The 21468-nt window shown below is 70.6% G+C and carries 17 protein-coding genes; 5 read left to right on the top strand and 12 right to left on the bottom strand.

Translation table 11 applies throughout. From position 1 onward, the window contains the following. The 10 genes from ACFYXM_RS33185 to ACFYXM_RS33140 all read right to left on the bottom strand — a co-directional run. Positions 1 to 660, bottom strand: a 660-nt coding sequence (locus tag ACFYXM_RS33185) for an alpha/beta hydrolase (protein ID WP_389295061.1), incomplete at its 3' end; no start/stop codon positions are given. A 449-nt stretch (positions 661 to 1109) separates the two neighbouring features. Next, complete coding sequence (locus ACFYXM_RS33180) at positions 1110 to 3230, bottom strand: xanthine dehydrogenase family protein molybdopterin-binding subunit (RefSeq protein WP_389295059.1); 2121 nt, start codon at positions 3228 to 3230, stop codon at positions 1110 to 1112. Further along, positions 3227 to 4219: an FAD binding domain-containing protein gene (locus ACFYXM_RS33175; RefSeq protein ID WP_389295057.1), complete on the bottom strand. Its 993-nt coding sequence runs from the start codon at positions 4217 to 4219 to the stop codon at positions 3227 to 3229. Before ACFYXM_RS33175 ends, ACFYXM_RS33180 begins: the two co-directional genes overlap by 4 nt. Beyond that, positions 4216 to 4818 carry a 2Fe-2S iron-sulfur cluster-binding protein gene (locus ACFYXM_RS33170; RefSeq protein ID WP_389295055.1) on the bottom strand — a complete coding sequence of 201 codons (603 nt, stop codon included), beginning with the start codon at positions 4816 to 4818 and terminating at the stop codon, positions 4216 to 4218. The genes ACFYXM_RS33175 and ACFYXM_RS33170 overlap by 4 nt, the downstream gene beginning before the upstream one ends. Positions 4819 to 5113: 295 nt before the next feature. Continuing rightward, positions 5114 to 7003: a glycerophosphodiester phosphodiesterase gene (locus tag ACFYXM_RS33165; protein ID WP_389295053.1), complete on the bottom strand. Its 1890-nt coding sequence runs from the start codon at positions 7001 to 7003 to the stop codon at positions 5114 to 5116. A 342-nt stretch (positions 7004 to 7345) separates the two neighbouring features. Then, positions 7346 to 8950 (bottom strand): MDR family MFS transporter, encoded by a 1605-nt coding sequence (locus ACFYXM_RS33160; RefSeq protein ID WP_389295051.1) that lies wholly within the window; start codon positions 8948 to 8950, stop codon positions 7346 to 7348. A 57-nt stretch (positions 8951 to 9007) separates the two neighbouring features. Beyond that, complete coding sequence (locus tag ACFYXM_RS33155) at positions 9008 to 9613, bottom strand: TetR family transcriptional regulator (RefSeq protein ID WP_389295049.1); 606 nt, start codon at positions 9611 to 9613, stop codon at positions 9008 to 9010. 553 nt (positions 9614 to 10166) lie between these two features. Further along, positions 10167 to 10610 (bottom strand): DUF6083 domain-containing protein, encoded by a 444-nt coding sequence (locus tag ACFYXM_RS33150; protein ID WP_389295047.1) that lies wholly within the window; start codon positions 10608 to 10610, stop codon positions 10167 to 10169. A gap of 215 nt (positions 10611 to 10825) precedes the next feature. After that, the gene (locus tag ACFYXM_RS33145) at positions 10826 to 11362 is read right to left on the bottom strand and encodes a hypothetical protein (RefSeq protein ID WP_389295045.1); all 537 of its coding nucleotides are present in this window, start codon (positions 11360 to 11362) and stop codon (positions 10826 to 10828) included. Positions 11363 to 11470: 108 nt separating this feature from the next. After that, complete coding sequence (locus ACFYXM_RS33140; RefSeq protein ID WP_389295043.1) at positions 11471 to 11905, bottom strand: hypothetical protein; 435 nt, start codon at positions 11903 to 11905, stop codon at positions 11471 to 11473. A gap of 9 nt (positions 11906 to 11914) precedes the next feature. Here ACFYXM_RS33140 and ACFYXM_RS33135 point away from each other — a divergent pair, with 9 nt between their 5' ends. Then, a complete protein-coding gene (locus tag ACFYXM_RS33135; protein WP_389295041.1) occupies positions 11915 to 14407 on the top strand; it encodes an alpha/beta fold hydrolase in 2493 nt (830 codons plus the stop codon). A 671-nt stretch (positions 14408 to 15078) separates the two neighbouring features. Here the strand turns inward: ACFYXM_RS33135 and ACFYXM_RS33130 are convergent. Continuing rightward, positions 15079 to 16239, bottom strand: a complete 1161-nt coding sequence (locus tag ACFYXM_RS33130) for an alanine racemase (RefSeq protein WP_389295039.1) — start codon at positions 16237 to 16239, stop codon at positions 15079 to 15081. A gap of 192 nt (positions 16240 to 16431) precedes the next feature. Beyond that, the gene (locus ACFYXM_RS33125; RefSeq protein WP_389295037.1) at positions 16432 to 17190 is read right to left on the bottom strand and encodes a GntR family transcriptional regulator; all 759 of its coding nucleotides are present in this window, start codon (positions 17188 to 17190) and stop codon (positions 16432 to 16434) included. A gap of 264 nt (positions 17191 to 17454) precedes the next feature. Here ACFYXM_RS33125 and ACFYXM_RS33120 point away from each other — a divergent pair, with 264 nt between their 5' ends. The 4 genes from ACFYXM_RS33120 to ACFYXM_RS33105 are packed head-to-tail and all read left to right on the top strand — an operon-like array spanning position 17455 to position 21435. Further along, a complete protein-coding gene (locus ACFYXM_RS33120) occupies positions 17455 to 18564 on the top strand; it encodes an ABC transporter substrate-binding protein (protein WP_389295063.1) in 1110 nt (369 codons plus the stop codon). Next, complete coding sequence (locus ACFYXM_RS33115; RefSeq protein ID WP_389295035.1) at positions 18561 to 19487, top strand: ABC transporter permease; 927 nt, start codon at positions 18561 to 18563, stop codon at positions 19485 to 19487. The genes ACFYXM_RS33120 and ACFYXM_RS33115 overlap by 4 nt, the downstream gene beginning before the upstream one ends. Beyond that, the gene (locus tag ACFYXM_RS33110) at positions 19475 to 20302 is read left to right on the top strand and encodes an ABC transporter permease (RefSeq protein ID WP_389295033.1); all 828 of its coding nucleotides are present in this window, start codon (positions 19475 to 19477) and stop codon (positions 20300 to 20302) included. The genes ACFYXM_RS33115 and ACFYXM_RS33110 overlap by 13 nt, the downstream gene beginning before the upstream one ends. Beyond that, entirely contained in the window at positions 20299 to 21435 is a 1137-nt protein-coding gene (locus ACFYXM_RS33105) for an ABC transporter ATP-binding protein (protein ID WP_389295031.1), read from the top strand. The genes ACFYXM_RS33110 and ACFYXM_RS33105 overlap by 4 nt, the downstream gene beginning before the upstream one ends. Positions 21436 to 21468 lie beyond the last annotated feature (33 nt).

Here is a 21468-nt window from a genome sequence, read left to right as displayed (position 1 = left end):
AGGGCGGCTACGGCGGCGGCGACGACTGACCCGACCGCTCGACCCCACACACAACCCCGGCCCGCCGGAATCGGGCCGGGGTTCCGTGTGTTCACGGCGTCCACGAGGGCCGGGGGCGCGGCACCGGCAGCAGCGGAGACATCGGCGCCCGACACCGCGCCGACAGCGTGATGCCGGCTCACCCCCTCGACGAAGCCAACCGCAGGACGACTGTCCGCCCTGCTTGACGCAGCTCCGGTCCCCCGCAGGCAGCCTGCAGGTGGCCAGGTAGCGGTTGACCTGGTCGTCCACGCAGGCATTGCCGTACGTGCCGTACAGCGTGTGCCGGTTGGCGCCTTGGAGAGCGACCAGCCTGGAGCTGGGCAGCAGGCCGCGCAGCGCGACGCTGCCGGTGTACGGAGTGCGCGGGTCGTTGGTGGCGGCGATCAGGGCCGACGCGTCGTGACGCACCTGGGTGGGCTCCTCGCGAGGCCGGTCCCAGAAGGCACACGGCCCGATGTTGTTGGTGATCGGGCCGATGACCGGGTGCGCGGCACGGCTGCGCTCGATGTCCCGCCAGTACGACTCGGGGTCGTGCGGGGCGGCCACGTCCCCGCAGAGGATCGCGGACTGCGCACTGCCGGTCCGCGAAGCCTCACCGCCGAGCGTCGACCGGAGCATCGCCGCGAACTGGGGGAGAGCCGGGTCGGGTTTCCCTTCGCGGCCTCGGCCAGGACGGACACCTGCTCGCCGAGGACGGCCCGCGCCTCATCGGTGTCGTCGGCGATCCCGATGAAGACCACGAAGGGCACCTGTGTGTCGTCGAGTCGGAACACCTCGGGGCGGTACCGATCGTCAGCGGCTGCCGGGCGGCCGCGTCGGTGACGCGTTCGACCGTGGTGAGCACCTTGTCACGTGTGCGGCCGAGTCCGTAGGCGCTGTCGCGCCGAGCCGCGCACGGCGCGGTGCGCCGCCGCATGCCGTATCCACATGCCACGTGTCCCGTGCCTCGTGCGGCGGATCGGCCGACGTAGCCGGGAAGGGCTCGCGCCGCCCCCGACCACGCCGGGCGTGCCGGCCCGGCTCCGGTCACCCGGTGCCCGACCACGTCCCCCGCGCCCAGGCCGTCCTCAGGACGTGGTGAGGATCCGGTCCGGGCGGATCGGCAGGTGCCGGTGGCGTACCCCGGTCGCGTGCCACACCGCGTTGGCGATCGCGGCCGCGACGCCCACGACACCGATCTCGCCGATGCCCTTCATGCCGACCGGATCGTCCGGTACGGGATCGTCGACCCAGTCCGCCTCGATGAGCGGCACATCCGCGTGCGTGGCGAAGTGGTAGCCGGCGAGGTCGGCGCCGACATGGGCCCCGGACGCCCGGTCCCTGACCGCCTCCTCGTGGAGAGCCATGGACAGGCCCCAGGTCATCCCACCGATGAACTGGCTGCGGGCGGTGAGCGGATTGACGATGGTGCCCGCCGCGAAGATGCCGAGCAGCCGCCGCACCCGCACCTCACCCGTGCTGACGTCCACGGCGACCTCGGCGAACTGCGCCCCGAAGGAGTGCCGTTCCTTCTTCGCCAGTGAGCCGACGACCTCGGCGGTGTCCGACCGGGTGGTGATTCCCTCGGGCGGGATCCCGCCGCCGAGAGCCAGCCGCTCGACCAGTTCCTCCGCCGCGAGCGTCACCGCCCAGGCCCAGGAGCGCGTCCCCATCGAACCACCGGCGATCATCGCCGGGCCGAGGTCGCTGTCCCCGATGCGCACACGGACACGGTCCGGAGCCGCCTTCAGCACCTCGGCGGCCACGAGGACCATCGCGGTCCGCGCCCCGGTACCGATGTCCGCCGCGTTGACCCGCACGGTGAACGTCCCGTCCGTCTCCGCGGTCACGGCAGCAGTGGACGGGCCGACTCCGGACGGATAGGTGGCGGCCGCCGTTCCGGTCCCGAGGCGCCAGCGCCCCTCGTGGCGCACGCCCGGACGCGGGTCGCGGTCCGCCCAGCCGAACCTTCGGGCCCCCTCCTCGAAGCAGGCGAGCAGGTTGCGGCTGCTGAACGGCAGCCCCGACACCGGCCCCGTCACGGGTTCGTTGCGCACACGGAGCGCGATCGGGTCGATGCCGCACTTCTCCGCCAGTTCGTCGAGGGCGGATTCGAGGGCGAAGGACCCCGGTGCCTCGCCGGGCGCGCGCATCCAGGACGGGGTGGGCACGTCGAGCCGTACGAGCCGGTGAAGCGTGTGATGCGCGTCGGCGTCGTACATCACGCGTCCCAGCACGGCGCTCGACTCGATGAACTCGTGCACCGTCGAGGACAGATTCAATGCCTGGTGATCGAACGCGCGCAGCCGCCCGTCCGCGTCGGCACCGAGCCTGACGCGCTGCGCCGTGGGGCTGCGGTAGCCGACGAGGGAGAACATCTGGCGCCGGGTCAGTACGACACGGACCGGGCGGTTCAGCATGGTCGTGGCCATGACGGCGGCCACCTGGTGCGGGCCGACACCCTTCGAGCCGAAGGCACCGCCGACGTGCTCGGACCGTACGCGCACGCGAGCCGGGTCGAGCGAGAAGAGCTTGGCGAGTTCGCCCGCCACCCACGCGCTGCCCTGGTTGGAGTCGACGACCTCGAGCCGCCCGCCGTCCCAGCGGGCGGTCGCCGCATGCGGCTCCATCGGATGGTGATGCTCCTCCGGCGTGGTGTACTCCTCGTCCACGACGACGGCGGAATCGCCCAGCAGGGCCTCCACGTCCCCCTTCTCGGCCTCGGCCGGCACCATCGGGTTGTTCCGCGGCGTGTAGGCGTCGGTGCGCCCGGCGTCGAACGCCACGTCGTGCGGTTCCTCGTCGTACCGGACCAGCAGGGCCTGGGCGGCCTCCCGAGCCTGCTCGGACGTCTCCGCCACGACCAGCGCCACCGGCCAGCCCGCGAAGGGCACGCGGTCGTGCTGGAAGAGTCCGAGGACCGGGTTCGGCCGCCCCAGCATGCCCACGTAGTCGGTGTCGACGCGCGGCGCGTTCCCGTGGTGCAGCACGGCGAGCACGCCCGGCATCTCCAGGACGGGGGCGTCCTCGACCCGCCGGACACGGCCGCGGGCCACGGACGACAGCACCAGCCGGCCGTGCGCCAGATCGGCGAAAGAGATCTCCCCGGCATAGCGGGCCGCCCCGGTGACCTTGGCCCGGCCCTCCACACGGGCGTGCCCGGAGCCGACGGCTCCCGTCGGCGCGGCGGCCTCGGTCGTCGTGGTCATCGGGCGGCCTCCTCGGCGAGTTCGGTCAGAACGGTGACGGCCAGGTCACGCACCAGCGCCACCTTGTACGTGCTCCCCGGCAGCGGCCCGGCCGCCGTCAGCTCGGCGTCCGCCGCGGCGCCGAACGCCTCCGCCCCGGCCGGTCCACCGACCAGTGCCCGCTCGGCCACCCGGGCCCGCCACGGCCGGGACGCGACCGCCCCGAACGCGAGACGCACATCGCGTACGACACCCTCCCGGACATCGAGCGCGGCGGCGACGGAGCCGATCGCGAACGCGTACGAGGCGCGCTCGCGCACCTTCCGGTACCGCGAGCCGGCCGCGGAAGGAAGCGGCGGCAGCGTGACGCCGGTGACCAGCGCGCCGGGTGGCAGGGCGGTCTCGATGTGCGGGGCGTCGCCCACCGGCGGATACAGCCCGGTGATCGGCAACTCGCCCGGCCCGTCAGCCGTTTCGTACACGACGACGGCGTCGAGGGCGGACAGCGCGACCGCCATGTCCGAGGGATGGACGGCGACGCAGTGTTCGGACGCGCCGAGGATCGCGGAATTGCGGTGCTCGCCCGCGATCGCCGGGCAACCACTGCCAGGTGAGCGCTTGTTGCAGGGACCGCTGACGTCGGTGAAGTAGCCGCAACGGGTCCGCTGGAGCAGATTCCCGCCCACCGTGGCCATGTTGCGCAACTGGCCCGAGGCGCCGGCCAGGACCGCCTGCGCGAGCGAGGGGTAGCGGCGCCGCACGTCCGGATGGGCCGCCAGATCACTGTTGGTGACCGTCGCCCCGATGCGCAGCCCGCCGTCGGCCGTCGGCTCGACCCGGTCGAGGGGCAGCCGACGTACGTCGACGAGCAGTGCGGGCCGCTCCACACCGGCCTTCATCAGGTCGACGAGATTGGTACCGCCGCCGAGGAACCGGGCTTCGGGACCGGTGCCGCGAAGGGCGACCGCACTCGGGACGTCGAGCGCACGCTCGTAACCGAACTCCCTCACGCCACGGCCCCCTCGACCCCGGCCTCCGCCCCGACCGCGCCCGTGTCCCCGGCCTCCGCCCCGGCTCCGGCGACGGCTTCCGCGGCCCGCGCCACGGCGGCCACGATCGACACGTACGCGCCGCACCGGCACAGATTGCCGCTCATCCGCTCACGGATCTCCTCGGCGGTGAGCGCGGGCACCCCCGCTTCGGGCCGGACATCGGCGGTCACGGAGCTCGGCCAGCCCGCCGCGTGCTCCTCGAGCACCGCGAGAGCCGAACAGATCTGCCCGGGCGTGCAGTAGCCGCACTGATAGCCGTCCAGGTCGATGAACGCCTGCTGCACCGGATGCAACCGGTCACCGTCGGCGACGCCTTCGATGGTGGTGACCGCGGCCCCCTCGGCGGCGACCGCCAACTGGAGGCAGGAAACGACGCGGCGTCCGTCGAGCAGCACCGTACAGGCGCCGCACTGGCCCTGGTCGCACCCCTTCTTCGTGCCGGTCAGGTCGAGGCGCTCACGCAGGGCGTCGAGCAGTGTGGTGCGATGGTCGACGGGTAATGTGTGCTGCTCGCCGTTGACGCTCAGGGTGATGACGCTGGATGTCGATGGGGCCATGCTCAGCCTTCTTTCGCATTGCGGACGCGTGCCGGATCGAGACGGTCCCGCCGGGCGCGCCCGCGGAGGAGCGGACCCGAGGCGGGACTCGTCCGGGGGAGTGGGGCGACACGGGTACGGGAGAACCGGTGGCCGGGATCGACCGCTCTGCCGCACCGGACGGATCCGACGGCATGGTGCATTCGACCGGACAGCTGTCCGGCAGCCGTCGAACCTAGTGGACGGCTCTCCGCCCGGCAAGGAGGCCCCGCCCGCGATGCCGAAGGAGGCCGGACGCCGGACGCCGGTGTACGTGCTATCCGGCGGCCAGGGCTCGGGCCTCGGCGACGATCAGCGCGGCGCGAGCGGCGTTCAGGCCGTTCCCGGACTGGTGAGCGGCCCAGTTGGCGAGCTGGGAGTAGTGGCCGTGCCCCAGCATGGTGGTCATCGTGGCGACCCGGTTGGCATCGGCGCCCGAGGTCAGGATCAGGTGTGCCAGACCGGTCGGGGTGGCACGGACGGTGAAGGCCGAAGTCGCGTGCGCGGTGCCGCCGGGGCCGGTGGCCTCGGCACGCAGGGTGTGCTTTCCGGCGGCCAGCGCGGTGAGGTCGAGCGGCTTGCCGGGCGTGACGGCGTCACCGTCCAGGGTGAGGGAGACCTTGTCGGCGCCGGTGGCCTGGACCGCGGCGACCGGGGTCTGCGAGCGGTCCAACGACGCCGAGGCGACCGGGGAGGCGATGGTCACGGTCGGCGCGGCCGGCGGCGTGGGACGTTCCTGCTGCTGGGCCGCGTTCCAACCAGCCAGCTCGGCCGGGCGGTTGGTGATGATGCCGTCCACCCCACCGGCCTCCAGAGCCTGCCAGCGGGCCGGGCTGTCCACCGTCCAGACCATCACCGCGACGCCCGCACGGTGCAGGTCGGCCACGACGCCGGGCCGCTTGGACAGCGCGTTGTCCGACGGGTTGTAGGCGGCGAGGCCGAGCTCCTTGGAGAGGGCCACCGGGTCGGCGTCCAGAGAACCGCGCAGCAGGCCGAGCGGCAGCTCGGGCGCCAGCTCGCGGGTGTACTTCAGCGCGTCCACCTCGAAGCTCTGCACGAACACCCGGTCGGTCATGCCGTGGTCCCGGATGGTCTTGACGATCGTGGCGACCTCGTCGCGGGTGTGGGCTCCCTTGATCTCCAGCAGCAGGTTGCCGCCACGGCTCCGCAGGTCGTCGAGCTGCGCGGCCAGGGTGGGGATACGGGTGCCCGTGTAGGAGGGGCCGAACCAGGAACCGGCATCCAGCGCGTCCAGCTGGGACGAGGCCAGATTGCGGACGGCACCCTTGCCGTCGGTGGTGCGGTCGACGGTGCTGTCGTGCAGGACGTACGGGACACCGTCCTTGCTCGGCTGCACATCGTTCTCGATGTACTCGGCTCCGCCGCGCCGGGCGACCTCGTCGGACACCAGAGTGTTCTCCGGGGCGGCCGAGGAGGCGCCGCGGTGCGCGATCACGGTCATCGGCGAGCCGTCGGGTCGGATCCAGCTCCCGGAGGGGAGCTCGGTGACCTTCAGGTCGTCGAACGAGACCGTGGAACCGTTGACGACGAGAGCCTCGACGCCCTCGGCGGAGCGGGCGACACGGGTGGTGCGCATGGCCTCGCGGCCGTCGAAGAACCAGCGGGCCTTGGTGCCGTGGACCTCCACGGCGATGCGCACGTCGCGGCCGGTTCCGGCTGCCGAGGCCGCGGCGGCGGTGTCGGTGACGTTCCACGTACCGGTCGGGGTGCGCTGGGCGAACTCCAGGCCGTTGGAGGCGGTGGTGCCGCTGCGCATGGTGGCGATCGACCACGGGACGGAGCCGTTGGCGGGGACGTCCAGCCCCATCGCCGTCCAGCGGGCGGAGTCCTTCACCGACTCGAACCGGGCGGTCACCTCGATGCGGAAGTCGTTGAGGTGTTCGCCGAAGGTGATCCGGCTCTGCTGGCTGCTGTCGGCCGACGTGCCGTACAACCGGCCGTTCTTGACCTCCCAGGTGCCCCCGGCGGGCCGGAATCCCGCGGGCAGGGAGTTGCCGGAGAAGTCTTCGGAGACAACGACCCGGTCATCGGCCGGAGCGGAGCCGGACAACTTGGTTCCGGCACCGGCGGGCTGGGCCGCGAACAAGGGGACGAGTACGGCTGTGGTCAGCAGCGCGGAGGCAACGCGAATTGATCGACGAGACATGGCCGGAAACGTACGATCGCCAGATCAACAGCCTTTGACCGGCAGGGGAACGCGGGCTGGACGGTGCGCGGACGCTGAAGCCGCACCGGACGCCCGTCGGCAAACGACGGAATTCCGGTGAATGGGAAAATGCGGTCGCGCCTTCCCTCTCCGGATCACCGCCCAAGAAGCAGCGGGCGGCACGCCGTCGCGGGCCGGTGCTCGAAACCGGCCCGGACCGGCGTGCCGCCCTCCGCCGCCGTGCGCGTCGCACTCGCACGCGCAGGCCGCGGGAATGCGCGTCCGCGGATGGAGTCCGGGCCCGACGGCGCCTCCCGCGGAACCCGGTGCGATGCGATCCGTTCAGTGCGTCGCCGTGGCCGATGCCTTCGTCGCGGCGGCGTTCTCCTCCGCGAGCCGTTCCATACCGCTCGTCGTCTTGAGCGGCTTCTCCTTGATGAACAGCACGGCGATCAGGGCGAGGAACGCGAAGGGGGCTCCGACCAGGAACACCTCGGCGGTCGCGACTCCGTACGCGTGCTCCACCACCTGCCGGGCCGGTGCGGGCAGGGTGCTGAGGTCGGGGATGCCGTGCGTCGCGCCCCCGCCGGCCGCCCCGCCGAAGCTCTTCTCCAGCTCGCTCGTCACCCGGTGGCCGAGCACGGCGCCCAGCGCGCTCGTGCCGATCGCCCCACCGAGGCTGCGGAAGAACGACAGAACCGAGGTCGCCGAGCCGAGCTCCGACGCGGGTACGTCGTTCTGTGCCGCCAGCACCAGGTTCTGCATCAGCATGCCGACGCCGACGCCGAGCACCACCATGTAGACACTGAGCAGCCCGAACGAGGAATCCGCACCGATCGTGGCCAGCAGACCCATGCCCGCGGTCATGATGATGCCGCCCGCGATCAGGAAGCCCTTCCACTTGCCCCGGGCGGAGATGATCTGCCCGGCGACGGTCGTGGAGATCATCAGACCGAGGATCATCGGCAGGCTCATCAGCCCCGCCACGGTCGGCGTCTTGCCGAGCGAGATCTGGAAGTACTGGGAGAGGAACACCGTGCCGCCGAACATGGCCACGCCGACCAGCAGGCTCGCCACCGTCGCCAGCGTCACCGTGCGATTGCGGAAGATGTCCAGCGGGATGATCGGCTCCGGGACCCTGGACTCGACCACGACCGCGGCGACCAGCAGGACCACACCGGTGATGACCAGGACGGCGGTCTGCCAGGACAGCCAGTCGAACCGGTTGCCGGCGAGGGTCACCCACAGCAGCAGGGCGCTGACTCCGCTCATGATGAGGACGGCGCCGACATAGTCGATCTTCACATCCCGGCGGGCCGTCGGCAGCTTCAGGGTCAGCTGGAGAAGCACGATCGCCAGCAACGCGAACGGCACACCGATGAAGAAGCACCAGCGCCACCCCAGCCACGACGTGTCCACGAGCACACCGCCGATCAACGGTCCCGCGACCGTGCCGACGGCGAAGACGGCGCCGAACACCCCGGAGTAGCGGCCGAGTTCACGCGGCGGAATGATCGCTGCCATCACGACCTGGGCGAGCGCGGTGAGACCGCCCGCTCCGATGCCCTGCACCACGCGGCTCACGATGAGCAGGCCGACACTCTGCGAGAACCCGGCGACGAGCGAGCCGACGACGAACATCGACAGGGAGAGCTGGATGAGCAGCTTCTTGTCGTAGAGGTCGGACAGCTTGCCCCAGATCGGGACGGTCGCTGTCATCGCCAGGAGCTCGGCGGTGACCACCCAGGTGTACGAGGACTGGCTGCCGTTCAGATCGGCGATGATCCTGGGAAGGGCGTTGGAGACCACCGTGGAGGCCAGGATGGCCACGAACATGCCGGCCATCAGGCCCGACATGGCCTGGAGTATGTGACGGCGTGTCATGGCCTGCGCGGCCTCAACGGGCGCATCGGCGGCCCCGGCATCGGGTGTGACAGCAGCGGTCATCGGCTGACATTCCTCATTTTCTGATGAAAGGGCCCCGGCGGGGGACCCGGATGTGCTTCAGTCGCTCAGACCGGCGGCCAGCGAAGCGAATGCCTCGCGGTAGATGCTCTCGAACGTGTGGGTGCGCCCGGAGGCCACCCAGAGCTCGACGGCGGCGCGTACGGCGGCGATCGTCACGTGCGCGAGAAGCCTGGGGTGGAGGTCGGAGTCGGGATCCCGGCCGAGACGCTCCGCCACTACCGCGACCAGCGCGCGTTCGTCCGCGCCCTGGGCGGCCAGAAAGCCGGGCAGTAGTGACGGATTCCTCTTGAGTACGGCCGTCTGGAGCTCCCAGCGCTCGTGGTCCTCCTCGATATGGGCCAGCTCCTGCGCGATGGCTTCACGCAGGGCGTCGAGTGCCGAGAGTTCTTCGGGCGCATCGAGGACGGCCCGGCGAATCCGCTCGGCGTTGTCCTGGCCGGGCCGTGTGATGGCGTCTTCCAGACACGGGAAGTAGTTGAAGAAGGTGCGGACGGAGACGCCGACCGCTTCGGTGACCGCTTCCACGGTCAGGTTCTCGATTCCGCGGTCCGCGGCCATGCGCAGCGCCGCACCCGCCAGGGCGTCACGTGTCGCACGCTTCTTGCGTTCGCGCAGCCCGAGGGGTTGGTCGGCAGTACTCATGAACGTGCATGCTATGCAATTTTGCGCTGCATGCAAAATGATGCGGCCATGCATGGCACGAGGGCCGGAGGCGGCTGCGGGGGAGGAGCCCCCGGCTCTGGCCTGGCGGCGTCGTCGGAACACGGGGCCACGACTACGAGGCTGCAAGCTCCCGGACCGCCCCGAGGATCGGCACCGCCCGTCCGCTCCGGGGCGTTCCTGATCGCGGGATGGGCGGGGGCACGTGCAGCGTACGGGCATGCGGGAGCCTCGTCGTCGCGCGGGCGTCGGCGGGATACTCTCCGCCTTCCCGCTTTCCCGGAGCACGGCTGACGTGACGAAACGGTGACGGTCCGTGGTGCCCACGGATGCCGAACCCATGAATTGATCACGACTCGACAAGCGCCCTCATGCTCTGCTGCTCGCACGCGTGACACGAGACCGCGCGCGAGCAAGGAGGTCAGATCGGCCCGCACACCGGAGCCCGCCTGTCCAGAACCCCGATCCGGCGGTTCTTCGCGCCGCCGGGGTGCATCGTCGACGGGACTCGGACCTGTGGGGATCCGGGGCCCGCTCACGTCTCGTCCCGTATGGGGCGGACCCTCGGGGCCGGAAGCTCGAACAGCCGTTGCGAGCGGCGGTCGTTCTCCGCTCGCATCGTGGCACCCCAGGGCCAGGGCCATACAGCGCCGACGGTGGGACAGGGGCAGACGAGGTGGTGTGCGACATGGCAGAGGGCGCCAGGAGTGGGTTCGGCGTCCCAGGTGTTGATCGCGGTGCCGTCCACGCCGATCACCCATCGCCGGCGGGGCGGGAGGTGATGAGAGGGCACGGCGATGCCGGGTTCGAGGAGCACCCAGTGCCCTTCGTGGAGGGTGGGGTACCGGTCTTGTCGAAGGCCACAGTCCGGGCAGTCGGGCGGTTTTGGAGGCGGCGGGGCGGTGGCGCCTTCACGAAGAGCTTGGCGGTCGTCGTCGGGGCGGTCCGGGCCTGTCGGGAAGGAATCGGTGTCCCCCATACGGTTCAGGGTCCGGAAGGGCCGTCAGGTCCGGTAGGGCGCAATTCGGCCGAACTTCTCGAACGGCCCGCGCACGGAGCGCGGCGACGAAGAGCCGGCCGGCCGGTGAAGCCGACACCGGAGACGATCCGGGCGGTGAGCGGCGACGGGGAGAACGCGACGCCGTGCACGTCGAGCGGACCGGGCCCGGGCGGTCGGCCGCTGAGCTGTTCGGTCTACCGCCACCCCCGGCCTTGAGGGAATTGCCCCAGGTGTACCGCTCGGTGGACCACCAGCGCCAGCTCGCGGGCGTCCTCGGTGAACGTGTCGACACGGATCCTGCGGCCACTGTGAAGCGTGATGTCACAGGTGAAGCCCATTCCGCGGGCTTCGGCCAGAGGCCGGCTGTCGTCGCCGTGAGCACCCACCTGCGCGACGGCCTCCCAGGGAATCACACGGGCGGTGCCCGCCACCCGATGGGTCAACCCGCGTTCATGGATGTCGAAGCACTGCTCCCGGGTACGAAACGCCTGCACCATCCGCCAGATCCCCAGCCCCGCCCCTACCAGCCCGAATCCGAGCAACAGCCCCGCCAGCTGGGGCGCGCCGTCGGTGGTGCCGATCGAAGCGACTGCGACGGGCACCCCGAAGGCCAACCCGACGGCGCCGACGCCCAGCAGGATGCCCGCCTGCCGCAGCCGCCTGCCGCCGTCCGTGCGGTGTTCGCGGACGAAACCGCCCAACCGTCTGGCCGCCTCAGTGCGCCGCACCATGATCCCCCTACATCGCGGACGTCCCGAAGACGTGTCCGTGGACCGGCTGTTCATCCTCACGCCACGCCCACGGGAGCGCAACCACGCCGTGCTCCCGCTGGGGACGGCTCAGGGGCCGGGGTGCAGTACCGTCGCGACGAGTCGGGCCAGGTGGCCGCGGTACTGACGCTCAGTCAATTCGGATTCGAGGACGAGTTGTTCGTACCCTTCCGGGGAGAGGACGAAGGACAGGACAGCGGCGGTCTCCTCGTCCGCGGACACGTTCACGAGGCCACGGCGTCGCAACCGGCCGACGGCTTCCCGGATGTCGGCGCGGCGGTGGTCGAGCAGTTGATCAAGTGTGGCCCGGACGTCGGCCTCCGTGTCCGCGGCGCTGGCGAAGGCACGCCAGAGGCCGGCCGAGCGGGCGTTCGTCGCGGCGATGAGTTCGATGCCGGCGGTGAGGTACGCCTCGCCCTCCAGATGCTCGATGGCCATGAACTGCTCGCGCTCCAGCAGCGCCGCCGAGCCCTCGGATCCGGCGAAGGTCTGCCCGAAGGCCACGTCACTCCGTTGCTCGCAGTCGCTGGTGGTCTGGTCGCGGCCGGCCACCGCGTGGTGATGGTGACGGGCCGCCGCTTCGCCGAACGGGTCCGGGCCACCGGAGCCGACTTCGCGCCCTTGCCGGAAGCGGTGGACTTCGACGACACCTGGGCCGACTCCCATCCGGAGAGGGCCGTGAAACGCGGCCTCGCCGCGATGCGCTTCGACCTGGACCACATGTTCTTCCGTGCGGCCGAGCCGCAGTACGAGACCGTCACCGCGCTGATCGACGCCCACGGCATCGACGTCGTGCTGGCCGAACCGCTGTTCCTCGGCGCCGCCCCGCTGGCCCTGCTGCCCCGCGACCGGCGCCCGCGGCTGATGCTGGCGGGCATCGTCCCGCTGCCGCTGACGGGCCCCGACGTCGCCCCCTTCGGACTCGGCCTGCCGCCCATGGGCGGAGCGCGGGGCCGAGTGCGGAACCGGGCGCTGACCGCGCTGGTGCGGCAGATGGTCTTCCCGGCGCAGCAGCGGGACCTGTCGGGCCTGTGCCGAGGGACCGGTCGCCCGCTGCCGGGCCTGTTCCTCGACTGGCCCGCGCTGGCGGACGACCTGGTGCAGCTGACCGTCCCGGGGTTCGAGTACCCGCGCCCCGGTGCGACCGCACCGGTGCACTTCATCGGGCCGCTGGGCCGGAGCTCCGCCGGAGACCATCCGTTGCCCGACCGGTGGAGCGAGCTCGATCACGATCTCCCGATCGTCCTGGTCACCCGGGGCACAGCGGCCAACGCCGACTTCGACGAGCTGATCAATCCGGCTGTGGCGGCGCTGGCGGACGAGGACGTGACCGTCGTCGTCGCCGGCGGAGGCCGCGGAACACAGACATGGGCGACCGCGCTGCCCGACAACGTGAGAGCGGCCGCGTTCCTGCCGTACGACGCACTGATGCCCGGCGTCGTGCTGATGATCACCAACGGCGGACACGGTGGCGTGCACATTGCGCTGCGCCACGGGGTTCCGCTCGTGGTCTCCGGGGCCACCGAGGACAAGGCGGAGGTCGCCGCCCGGGTTTCCTGCCTCGCCCTGTCCGCCTTATCCTTCGCCGCCACCGCTCCGATGGTCCCCGGCACGGCGGTCGCCCAGGAGCCGTCCGGCGTCACCACCTCTGTCCCGCCGCTCAGTTGGGGCGCCTGTCCCGCGGCCGAGCCGCCCTACCCCGACCCCGGCCCGAGGGCGCAGTGCGCGACGGTTAAGGTGCCGCTGGACTGGTCGAAGCCGGAGGGCCCGAAGACCGGTATCTTCGTCGCCCGCTACCGGGCCACCGACTCCGCGCGGCGGATCGGCGTCCTGGTGTCGAACCCGGGCGGCCCCGGGACGCCAGGGGCCGATGAGGCGCTGTACGCGGACGACCCCGTCACCGGCTACTCCTCGGACATGCTCCGGCGCTTCGACATGATCGGTTTCGACCCGCGCGGCATCGGCCGCAGCAGGATTGCCGTCTGCGACGAGACGATCAACGAATCGATCCCGGCCCGCCCCCGCGACGCGGCCGAGTTCGGGCAGCTGCGCACCCTGAACGGCCGGCTGGCGGACAGCTGCCTGAAGCGGACGGGGCCGCTTGCCGCCCACATGGACACGGAGAGCGTGGCCCGCGACACGGACGCGATCCGCGCCGCCCTCGGCGAAAGCCGGATCAGTTTCATCGGCCACTCCTACGGCACCTCCCTCGGCGAGCGTTACGCGCGCCTGTTCCCCGGCAGGCTCCGCGCGCTGGCCCTCGACAGCGCGATGGACCCGGACCGGCCGGACGCCGAGCGCTACCTCACCGAAGCCAGCGTCACCGTCGACAACACCCTGAAAAGGCTCGCGGCCTGGTGCGAGAAGGACACGTCCTGCGCACTCAACGGCAAGGACCTGATCGCCGTCACCGATGAGCTGTTCGCCCGCGCCGACGCGGGCACGCTCCGCGAGCCGAGCCCGAACGGACCGACACGCACCAAGGTCGACGCCGACAGGCTTGCCGACTTCCTGACCTTCGCCGTCGGCAAGGGGGGCCGGGAGCAGACGGTGAAGCAACTGGCCGCCCTGTACACCGGCAAGGGCGAGGTCCAGTGGATCCCCAACGTCACCGACATGGCCTCGCGGCTCGTGCTGTGCCGCGACTACGACTTCCGGATCCGCGACTACGCCGAGTACCGGGCCATCCTCAAGCGGACTGCCAAGGCCGCCCCGCACGTCCGTTACAGCTCCCAGGCGCTGGACACCATTCTCGGCTGCCAGGGCTGGACCATGCTGCCCAAGCCCCGCCCCACCCGGGCGGAGGGCCCCCTCCCGCCCGTCCTCGTGGTCAACGCGACCCATGATCTGGCGACCCCTCTGCCCGGCGCGCGCCGCATGGCACGCTCCTTCCCGAGGGCGAGCCTGTTCACGATGGACATCGTGGGCCACTGGCTGTACCGCAGAGGCGAGACGGAGGAGGCGATGCGGGTCATCGACGTCTACCTCACAAAACCGAAGGGCTGACCCGGAGGAACGCGGGCGCGGAGCCGGGGAGGGCCAGGGGCCGTCCCCGGCTCCGCGCCCGCACCCGTCTGCCACAATCGCCCCAGGCCCGAGCACCACACCGACCGCGGCCATCTCCTGGACGACAGCCGGTCCGAGGCAGGCGCGTGAATTTCCGGAGAGGGACGGACGGGCAGGATCGCGATGACAAGCCGTCCGGACAGTCGAGCGTGTCCCTCAGCCGAGACCCGTAACACCCGTCCACAGCCTCCCGGGAGAAGACCTGGTCCGGCCACGGCCGGGACGACGGACCGCCGAGCGATGCGTGTCCGGCCCCGGGGGACTCCTGGTCCGGGCGCTTCTGGGGCGGGGAGGGGCTTGTCCAGCAGGAGCGCGGTGTACAGGCGCGGCTGCGAATGCGTGATGGCGTGCCCCGCGCCCCGGACGTGGACCGGCCGGGAGGCCGGCAGGGTCCGGAGGTACTCCTGGGTGACCTCGGCGTCGACAGTTCGGCGAACTCCTTTACCCCTGCGGCGAGTTCGGTCATTTCGGGGCAGGCGGCGGTGAGAACAGCCAGAAGACCGGTCTCCTTGGTGCGCAGGCTTTCGGGGTGGGTGAGCAGGAGCCGGGGCCGTTTACCCCTGACAGCCGGACTGTCGCCACTGGCAGCGAGGGCGGGGCCAGCAGGGGCGTCAGCGGAATCGGGGGCGCCACACGTCTTGGATGCGGCCTTCGTCGTCGATCACGGTGATGTCGGACCACCGGTCGAAGGCGGAGCACGGGTGTGAGATTCCGAGGTCGACCTCATCACCCACGTTCAGGCCGTGGGCATCCGTGAGGACCAGGTGGTGGTCGTAGATATGGGTTGCGGTGGCGCCTGCTGCCGGCTGCGGCGCACCGTGTGCGTCGCGGGAGCTGATGAGGATCGGCAGTCCGGCGTCGTAGGGCAGTTCTCGTTTTCCGGCGCCGACGACGACCTGTCCTGGCTCCGGTTCGGAGAGTACGACCGCCCGAACGGTCAGTGCTGGCCGCAGTCCCGGCAGTGGCGAGACTGCGGCATACGTGCCGTGGTCGTGTGTGACGTAGCAGCCCGATCGCAGGACGGGCACCACCGGCGGCCAATCAGGTGACTGGGCGAGTTGTGAAAAGGCGCGGACGACCCGGTCGGGGAAGGCGGAGCCACCCATGCTGAAGACGGGCCGCGCTGTTTGGAACAGCGGTGTCAGGCTGCGGAAGAGTGAGACTGCCTTCTGGCAGTGTGCGTCGACGTCCGCGATCGTGGCCGCGTCCCGGCGATTCGGCCGGATGCCCTCGTAACCCGCGACCCCGGCCAGGAGAAGTCCTGGCGATGCCTGGCATGCCGTGGCCAGACCATGCGCCGCAGCGGACTCCCGCACGCCGGTTCGTCCGCCGTGCACACCGATGTCCATGAGGATGCGCAGGGGATTGCGTGCCCCCTCCATGGCCGCCCGTGCCAGGCCCACGCCTGTCTTCGAGTCCGCGAAGCAGTAGAGCTCAAGATCAGGTGTTTCGTCGAGCCATCGCCTCAGGAGGGCGAGGTCGGGGCGGTGGATCACTTGGTTGGCGATGACGATGCGCCGCACCCCCCAGCCCAGTGCTATGCCGCACTGTCTCACCGTGGCGACCGTCACACCCCATGCCCCGGCGGCCATCTGCCGCTCGACGATGGGGCGTGTCATCGTGGTCTTGATGTGCGGACACAATTCCACGCCCTGCTCACGGCACCAGTCCGCCATGAGGCGCACATTGTGTTCCAGCGCCCGCACGTCGAGCCGAAGCTGGGGCATCTCAGGCACTTGGTGTGTGGTGAGTGCCGTGTTGTCGTGGTCCATCAGTCCTCCGGGTTCTCGGTAAGCGGCCGCGCGCCCGTGGTGGCCCCTCGGCCAGGAGCACCCGAACTCAGCTGAACCCGGTTCTCCGGTCGGCGGCACCGCACGTGGGCCGACTGCCATCGCGCGGCAGGCTACGGCAATGACGACCGGCTCGTTCGGTCAGGGCCGACGCGCCGTCTCTGGGGCGATCGGTCAGCCGCGCCGGCGCAGCAGAGCCGTCGTCGCCACTGAATTGTGCACCGTGAAGGCAATCGTTCCTGGAACAAAACGGTCGTCCGACCACAACAACGGTCTGCCCGCCTGGTCGGTGGCCCGCCGCCGCTCTCGCATCAGTGGCGCGTCCGGAGCGCAGCCGAGCAGGCGCGCATCGTCGGCCTCGGCGTGGACGAGGTCAATGGTGTGTTCCGTGTCCGCGAACACCACTCCCTCCTCCGTCAGCGACTCGGTGTGCGACATCGCATCGTGCTCAAGGCGGGCGATCATGGCACCGATGTGTTCGGGGTAGAGGGTCCGCTCGATCATGATCGGGACACGCGACAGCGTCCGTAGGCGTAGCACCCGGTAGATCTGCGCCCCAGGCCCGAGGCCGAGTTGCTCGCACTCCGACGGGTTGGCCGGGCAGCTTTCGATGTCGATCGTGCGGCCGCCCGGCTCTTCTCCGAGCGCGCGTGCCCAGCGGGTGAAGCTCAGCAGTTCGAAGAAGCTCTGGGTGCGTGCGGTGCCGAGCACGACGCGCCGCGTGCCCCGTCTGGACGTGACCAGGCCGTTGGCGCGCAGGACCGCCAGCGCCTGACGGACGGTGCCGCGTGACACGCCGTACTGCTGGGCGAGCTGTTCCTCGCTCGGCAGCCGGCCGTCCGACCCGAAAGAGCCGGCGGCTATGGCCTCACGCAAGTCGGCCGCCAACCGTCGGTACCGGGCTCCGGTGGTGTCGCCCCCCGCGACCGCCATGTCGTTCTCCTTTTCTCAGCCGCCCAGCGGCGCTCTGACGTGACCCTATCCGCTCACCGAGCCCGGCTCGCCGGCCAGACGCTCTCGCTGCGCGGGCTGTGAATGTCTTCCTCACAGGCTCCTCGGCCCGTTCCCCGGAGTTCACCTTCCCGACACGGCCCCCCGAGGTAATGGGTCAAGTTGTACAGCCAACTTTCGCCCTTTCGGGAGACCCCTGTGAGACTGCACCGCGCCCGCTCGGCGGGCCTTGCCTGCTCCCTCGCCATGGCTGCGCTCGGACTCAGTGCATGCGGCCTGACCAGTGCAAATGAAGCAAACGGCAGCGGCAGCAAGGCCGCGACCGCCACCTCGGCAAAGGACTTCGGCGGCATGGACGCCCTCGTCGCCGCCGCGAAGAAGGAGGGCAGGTTGAACGCCATCGCCCTTCCCCGTGACTGGGCGAACTACGGCGAGATCATCGACACCTTCGAGAAGAAGTACGGGATCAAGGTCGAGGTCGAGAACCCCGACGCCTCCAGCCAGGACGAGATCACCGCGGCCACCTCCCGCAAGGGCCAGGACCGGTCCCCGGACGTCATCGACGTGGGCAGCGCCTTCGCCGTCAGCGCGGCCGAGCAGAACGTGCTGGCGCCGTACCGGGTCAGCGCCTTCGACCAGATCCCGAAGACGCAGAAGGACGCCCAGGCCCGCTGGTACAACGACTTCGGCGGCTACGTCTCGATCGGCTGTGACGCGAACCGCGTCAAGAAGTGTCCCAAGACCTTCGCCGACCTGCTGGATCCGCAGTACAAGGGGCAGGTCGCGCTGACCGGCAACCCCACGAAGTCCAGCTCGGCCTTCGGCGCCGTGTACGCCTCGGCCCTCGCCCGCAAGGGTTCCTTCGACGACATCAAGCCCGGCCTGGAATTCTTCGCAGACCTGAAGAAGGCCGGCAACTTCAACCCTGTCGAGTCGACCCCTGCCACCATTCAGAAGGGCGAGACGCCGATCAGCATCACCTGGGACTACCTCAACACCGGGTACGCGGACGATCTTCGCGCCAAGGGCGTCGACTGGAAGGTCAGCGTCCCGTCCGACGGCACGTACGCCGAGTACTACTCGCAGGCGATCGTGAAGTGGGCACCGCACCCGGCCGCGGCGCGCCTGTGGCAGGAGTTCCTGTACAGCCCCGAAGGCCAGAACCTGTGGCTCAAGGGCCATGCCCACCCGGTGCTGATGCCGGCGATGCAGCAGTCCGGGACTCTCGACGCGGCCCTCGCCGCCAAACTCCCGCAGACACCCGGCAATGGCACGATCGCCTTTCCGGCCGAGGACCAGATCAGCAAGGCCAAGCAGGCCGTCGTCCAGGGCTGGGCCCAGGCAGTGGCCGGATGAGCGCCATCCAGACGGCCGGGGGCAACAGCCGGACCTGCTCCTACGGCAGCAAGGCCGGCCTCGGGCCGCCCCGGCGGCGCGTCCCGCGAGTGGTGGGTTGGCTCGGTGCCGCGCCGCTGCTCGTCTTCGCCGCCGTGGCGTTCGGCATGGTTCTCGGGACGATGGTGCTCGGAGCCCTCACGACGCCGGAGTCCGCGTCGGGCGGAGCCCGCCTCACCGGCGCGAACATGAGCGCCTCGCTGCACGGCCCCCACCTGACCGCGTTGATCGGCAGCGTCAAGCTCTCCGCCGTCTCCGCGTTGATCGCCACCGTGGTCGGCCTGCCGATCGCCCACGCGGTCGTGACCTCGCGCTTCCGAGCCCTGCGCGAGGCGGTCCTGGCCGCATCGGGCGTACTGGCGAACTTCGGCGGCGTGCCGCTCGCATTCGCATTCGTGGCCACGCTCGGCAACGCCGGTGTCCTGACGAGCCGATTCCATTTGCTCAGCCACGGCTGGAACCTGTACAGCTTCTGGGGCCTGACCTTGGTCTACCTCTACTTCCTGATCCCGCTCATGGTGCTCACGCTCACCCCGGCTCTGGAGGGGTTGCGGCGGCAGTGGCGGGAAGCCGCCCGCAACAACGGCGCGAACACCTTCCGGTACTGGACGCACGTCGCGCTGCCGATCCTCATGCCATCGCTGCTCGGCGGCTATGTGCTCCTGTTCGGCACCGCGTTCAGCGCCTACGCGACCGCCGCAGCGATGGTCGGCAGCTCGGTACCGCTGGTCACCATGCAGATCGCGGACGCGCTGTCCGGGAACGTCCTGGTCGGCCAGGGCAACGTCGCACTCGCGCTCGGTGTCGACATGGTGCTGGTCGCGGGGCTCATCGTGGCCATTCAGCTGCCGCTGCAACGCAGGAGCGCACGATGGCTCGCCTGACCTCGCTCCGATATGGGCGCGCCGCCGTGTTGTTGCTCACCGGCGCGTACTTCCTCGTCCCGCTCGCATGCGCCGTCGCCTTCAGCACCGGTGTCGGCGTCCCAAGCCAGCACATCGGCTTCGAGGCCTACACCGGCATCCTCACCGCCGACGGCTTCACCGACAGTCTCGCTCTGACTCTGAAGCTGGCCACCGCCACCATCGTGCTCGTTCTGGGGCTGCTCGTGCCCGCTCTGGTCACGGTACGGCTGGCCGCGCCACGCCTGCGCACACTCGTCGAGATCGTGTGCCTGCTGCCGCTGGTCGTACCCGCTGTCGCCCTGGTCGCCGGATTCAGCGCGGTGCTGCGCTGGGGATCGGACCATGTCGCTGGTACGCCGCTCTTCCAAGCCCTGGCCGCGCTCCAGAATCCGCACTTCCCCTTCGTCCTGGTGCTCGCGTACACGCTGATGGCGCTGCCGCTGGCGTACCGCACGCTCGACACCGGGCTCGCAGCCATTGACCTGCGCATGCTCGTCGAGGCCGCCCGGGCCTGCCGGGCGCCATGGTCCCGCACCCTCCTGCATGTGGTACTGCCCAACCTGCGCGGGGCGCTGCTCAACACGGCGTTCCTGACCCTGGCGCTGGTGCTCGGCGAGTACACCGTCGCCGCGATCCTCGGCTACCAGCCCTTCGCCGTGTGGATCCTCGCCATCAGCGGCTCGCAGGCCCAGATGTCGGTGGCCGTGTCGGTGATGGGCCTGCTCGTCACCTGGATGCTGCTGCTGGTCGTCGCCACAGCCGGACGTGCTCGCCGCCCCAAGGAGACCTCATGACCGACCTGACAAGCGATCTCGAAACCATCAGCCGGACGCGGACCGGTGCCACCGTCGAGTTCCGCAAGCTGCAACGCTCATTCGGCGCCACGACGGCACTGGACGGTCTGGACCTGACGATCGAGCCGGGCGAACTTGTGGCACTGCTCGGCCCGTCCGGTTGCGGCAAGACCACCGCACTGCGGACCCTCGCCGGATTCGACCGGCCCGACTCGGGCACGTTGCTCGTGGACGGCGAGGACATCACGGGCGTCCCCGCTCACCGCCGCGACGTGGGCATGGTGTTCCAGTCCTACAGCCTCTTTCCGCACCTGACCGCCATCGACAACGTCGCCTTCGGGCTGCGGATGAGCGGTGTCGGCAAAGCCGCGCGGCGGGCTCGCTCAGCCGAACTCCTGGAGCTGGTTGGCTTGCCGCAGCACGCCGACCGCTTCCCGCATCAACTGTCCGGAGGCCAGCAGCAGCGGATCGCCCTGGCACGGGCTCTGGCACTGCGGCCACGCGTGCTGCTGCTCGACGAGCCGCTGTCGGCGCTCGACGCACAGGTACGCCTGACGCTCCGTGAGGAGATTCGCCGCCTCCAGCAGAAACTGGGCATCACCACCCTGTTCGTGACACACGATCAGGAGGAGGCCCTGTCCATGGCCGACCGGGTCGCGGTGATGCGTGCCGGAAGACTGGAGCAGTGCGCACCTCCGGCGGAACTGTACGAACGCCCTGCGACCGCCTTCGTCGCCGAGTTCGTGGGCGTGATGAGCCGGATCCCGGCCCGGGCCGGGGCGCACGAGGGGACCGTGGACGCGCTCGGCCGCACGCTGCCCGTCCACGGCAGGCTCCCCGGCGCCGCCGAGGTCGCCGGAGGAACTGGTGAAGTGGACATCCTGGTACGGCCGGAGGCCATTGAGGTCACGGCGGCTGGAAAGGGCACGTCCCGCATCGTGGGGGCGACGTTCCTGGGTGCGACGACGCGGCTGACCGTGCGGCTGACCGACGGCGGCCAGGTGATGGCCGATGTGCCGACCCACGCCATGACCACGCTCCCGGTCGGTGCGGCGGTGACGCTGACACTGCCGGACCGCCCCGTGCTCGTGGATCGCCACCGCCGAGGAACCAGTGGCCGCGACGGGACCTGAAGGTTCCCGCCGACGACCTCGGCGGTGCCGGGG

The sequence above is a fragment of the Streptomyces sp. NPDC002476 genome (assembly GCF_042889785.1).
Lineage (GTDB): Bacteria > Actinomycetota > Actinomycetes > Streptomycetales > Streptomycetaceae > Streptomyces.
Note: the sequence above shows the minus strand (reverse complement) of the source record. Positions and strands in the feature narration are given on the sequence as shown.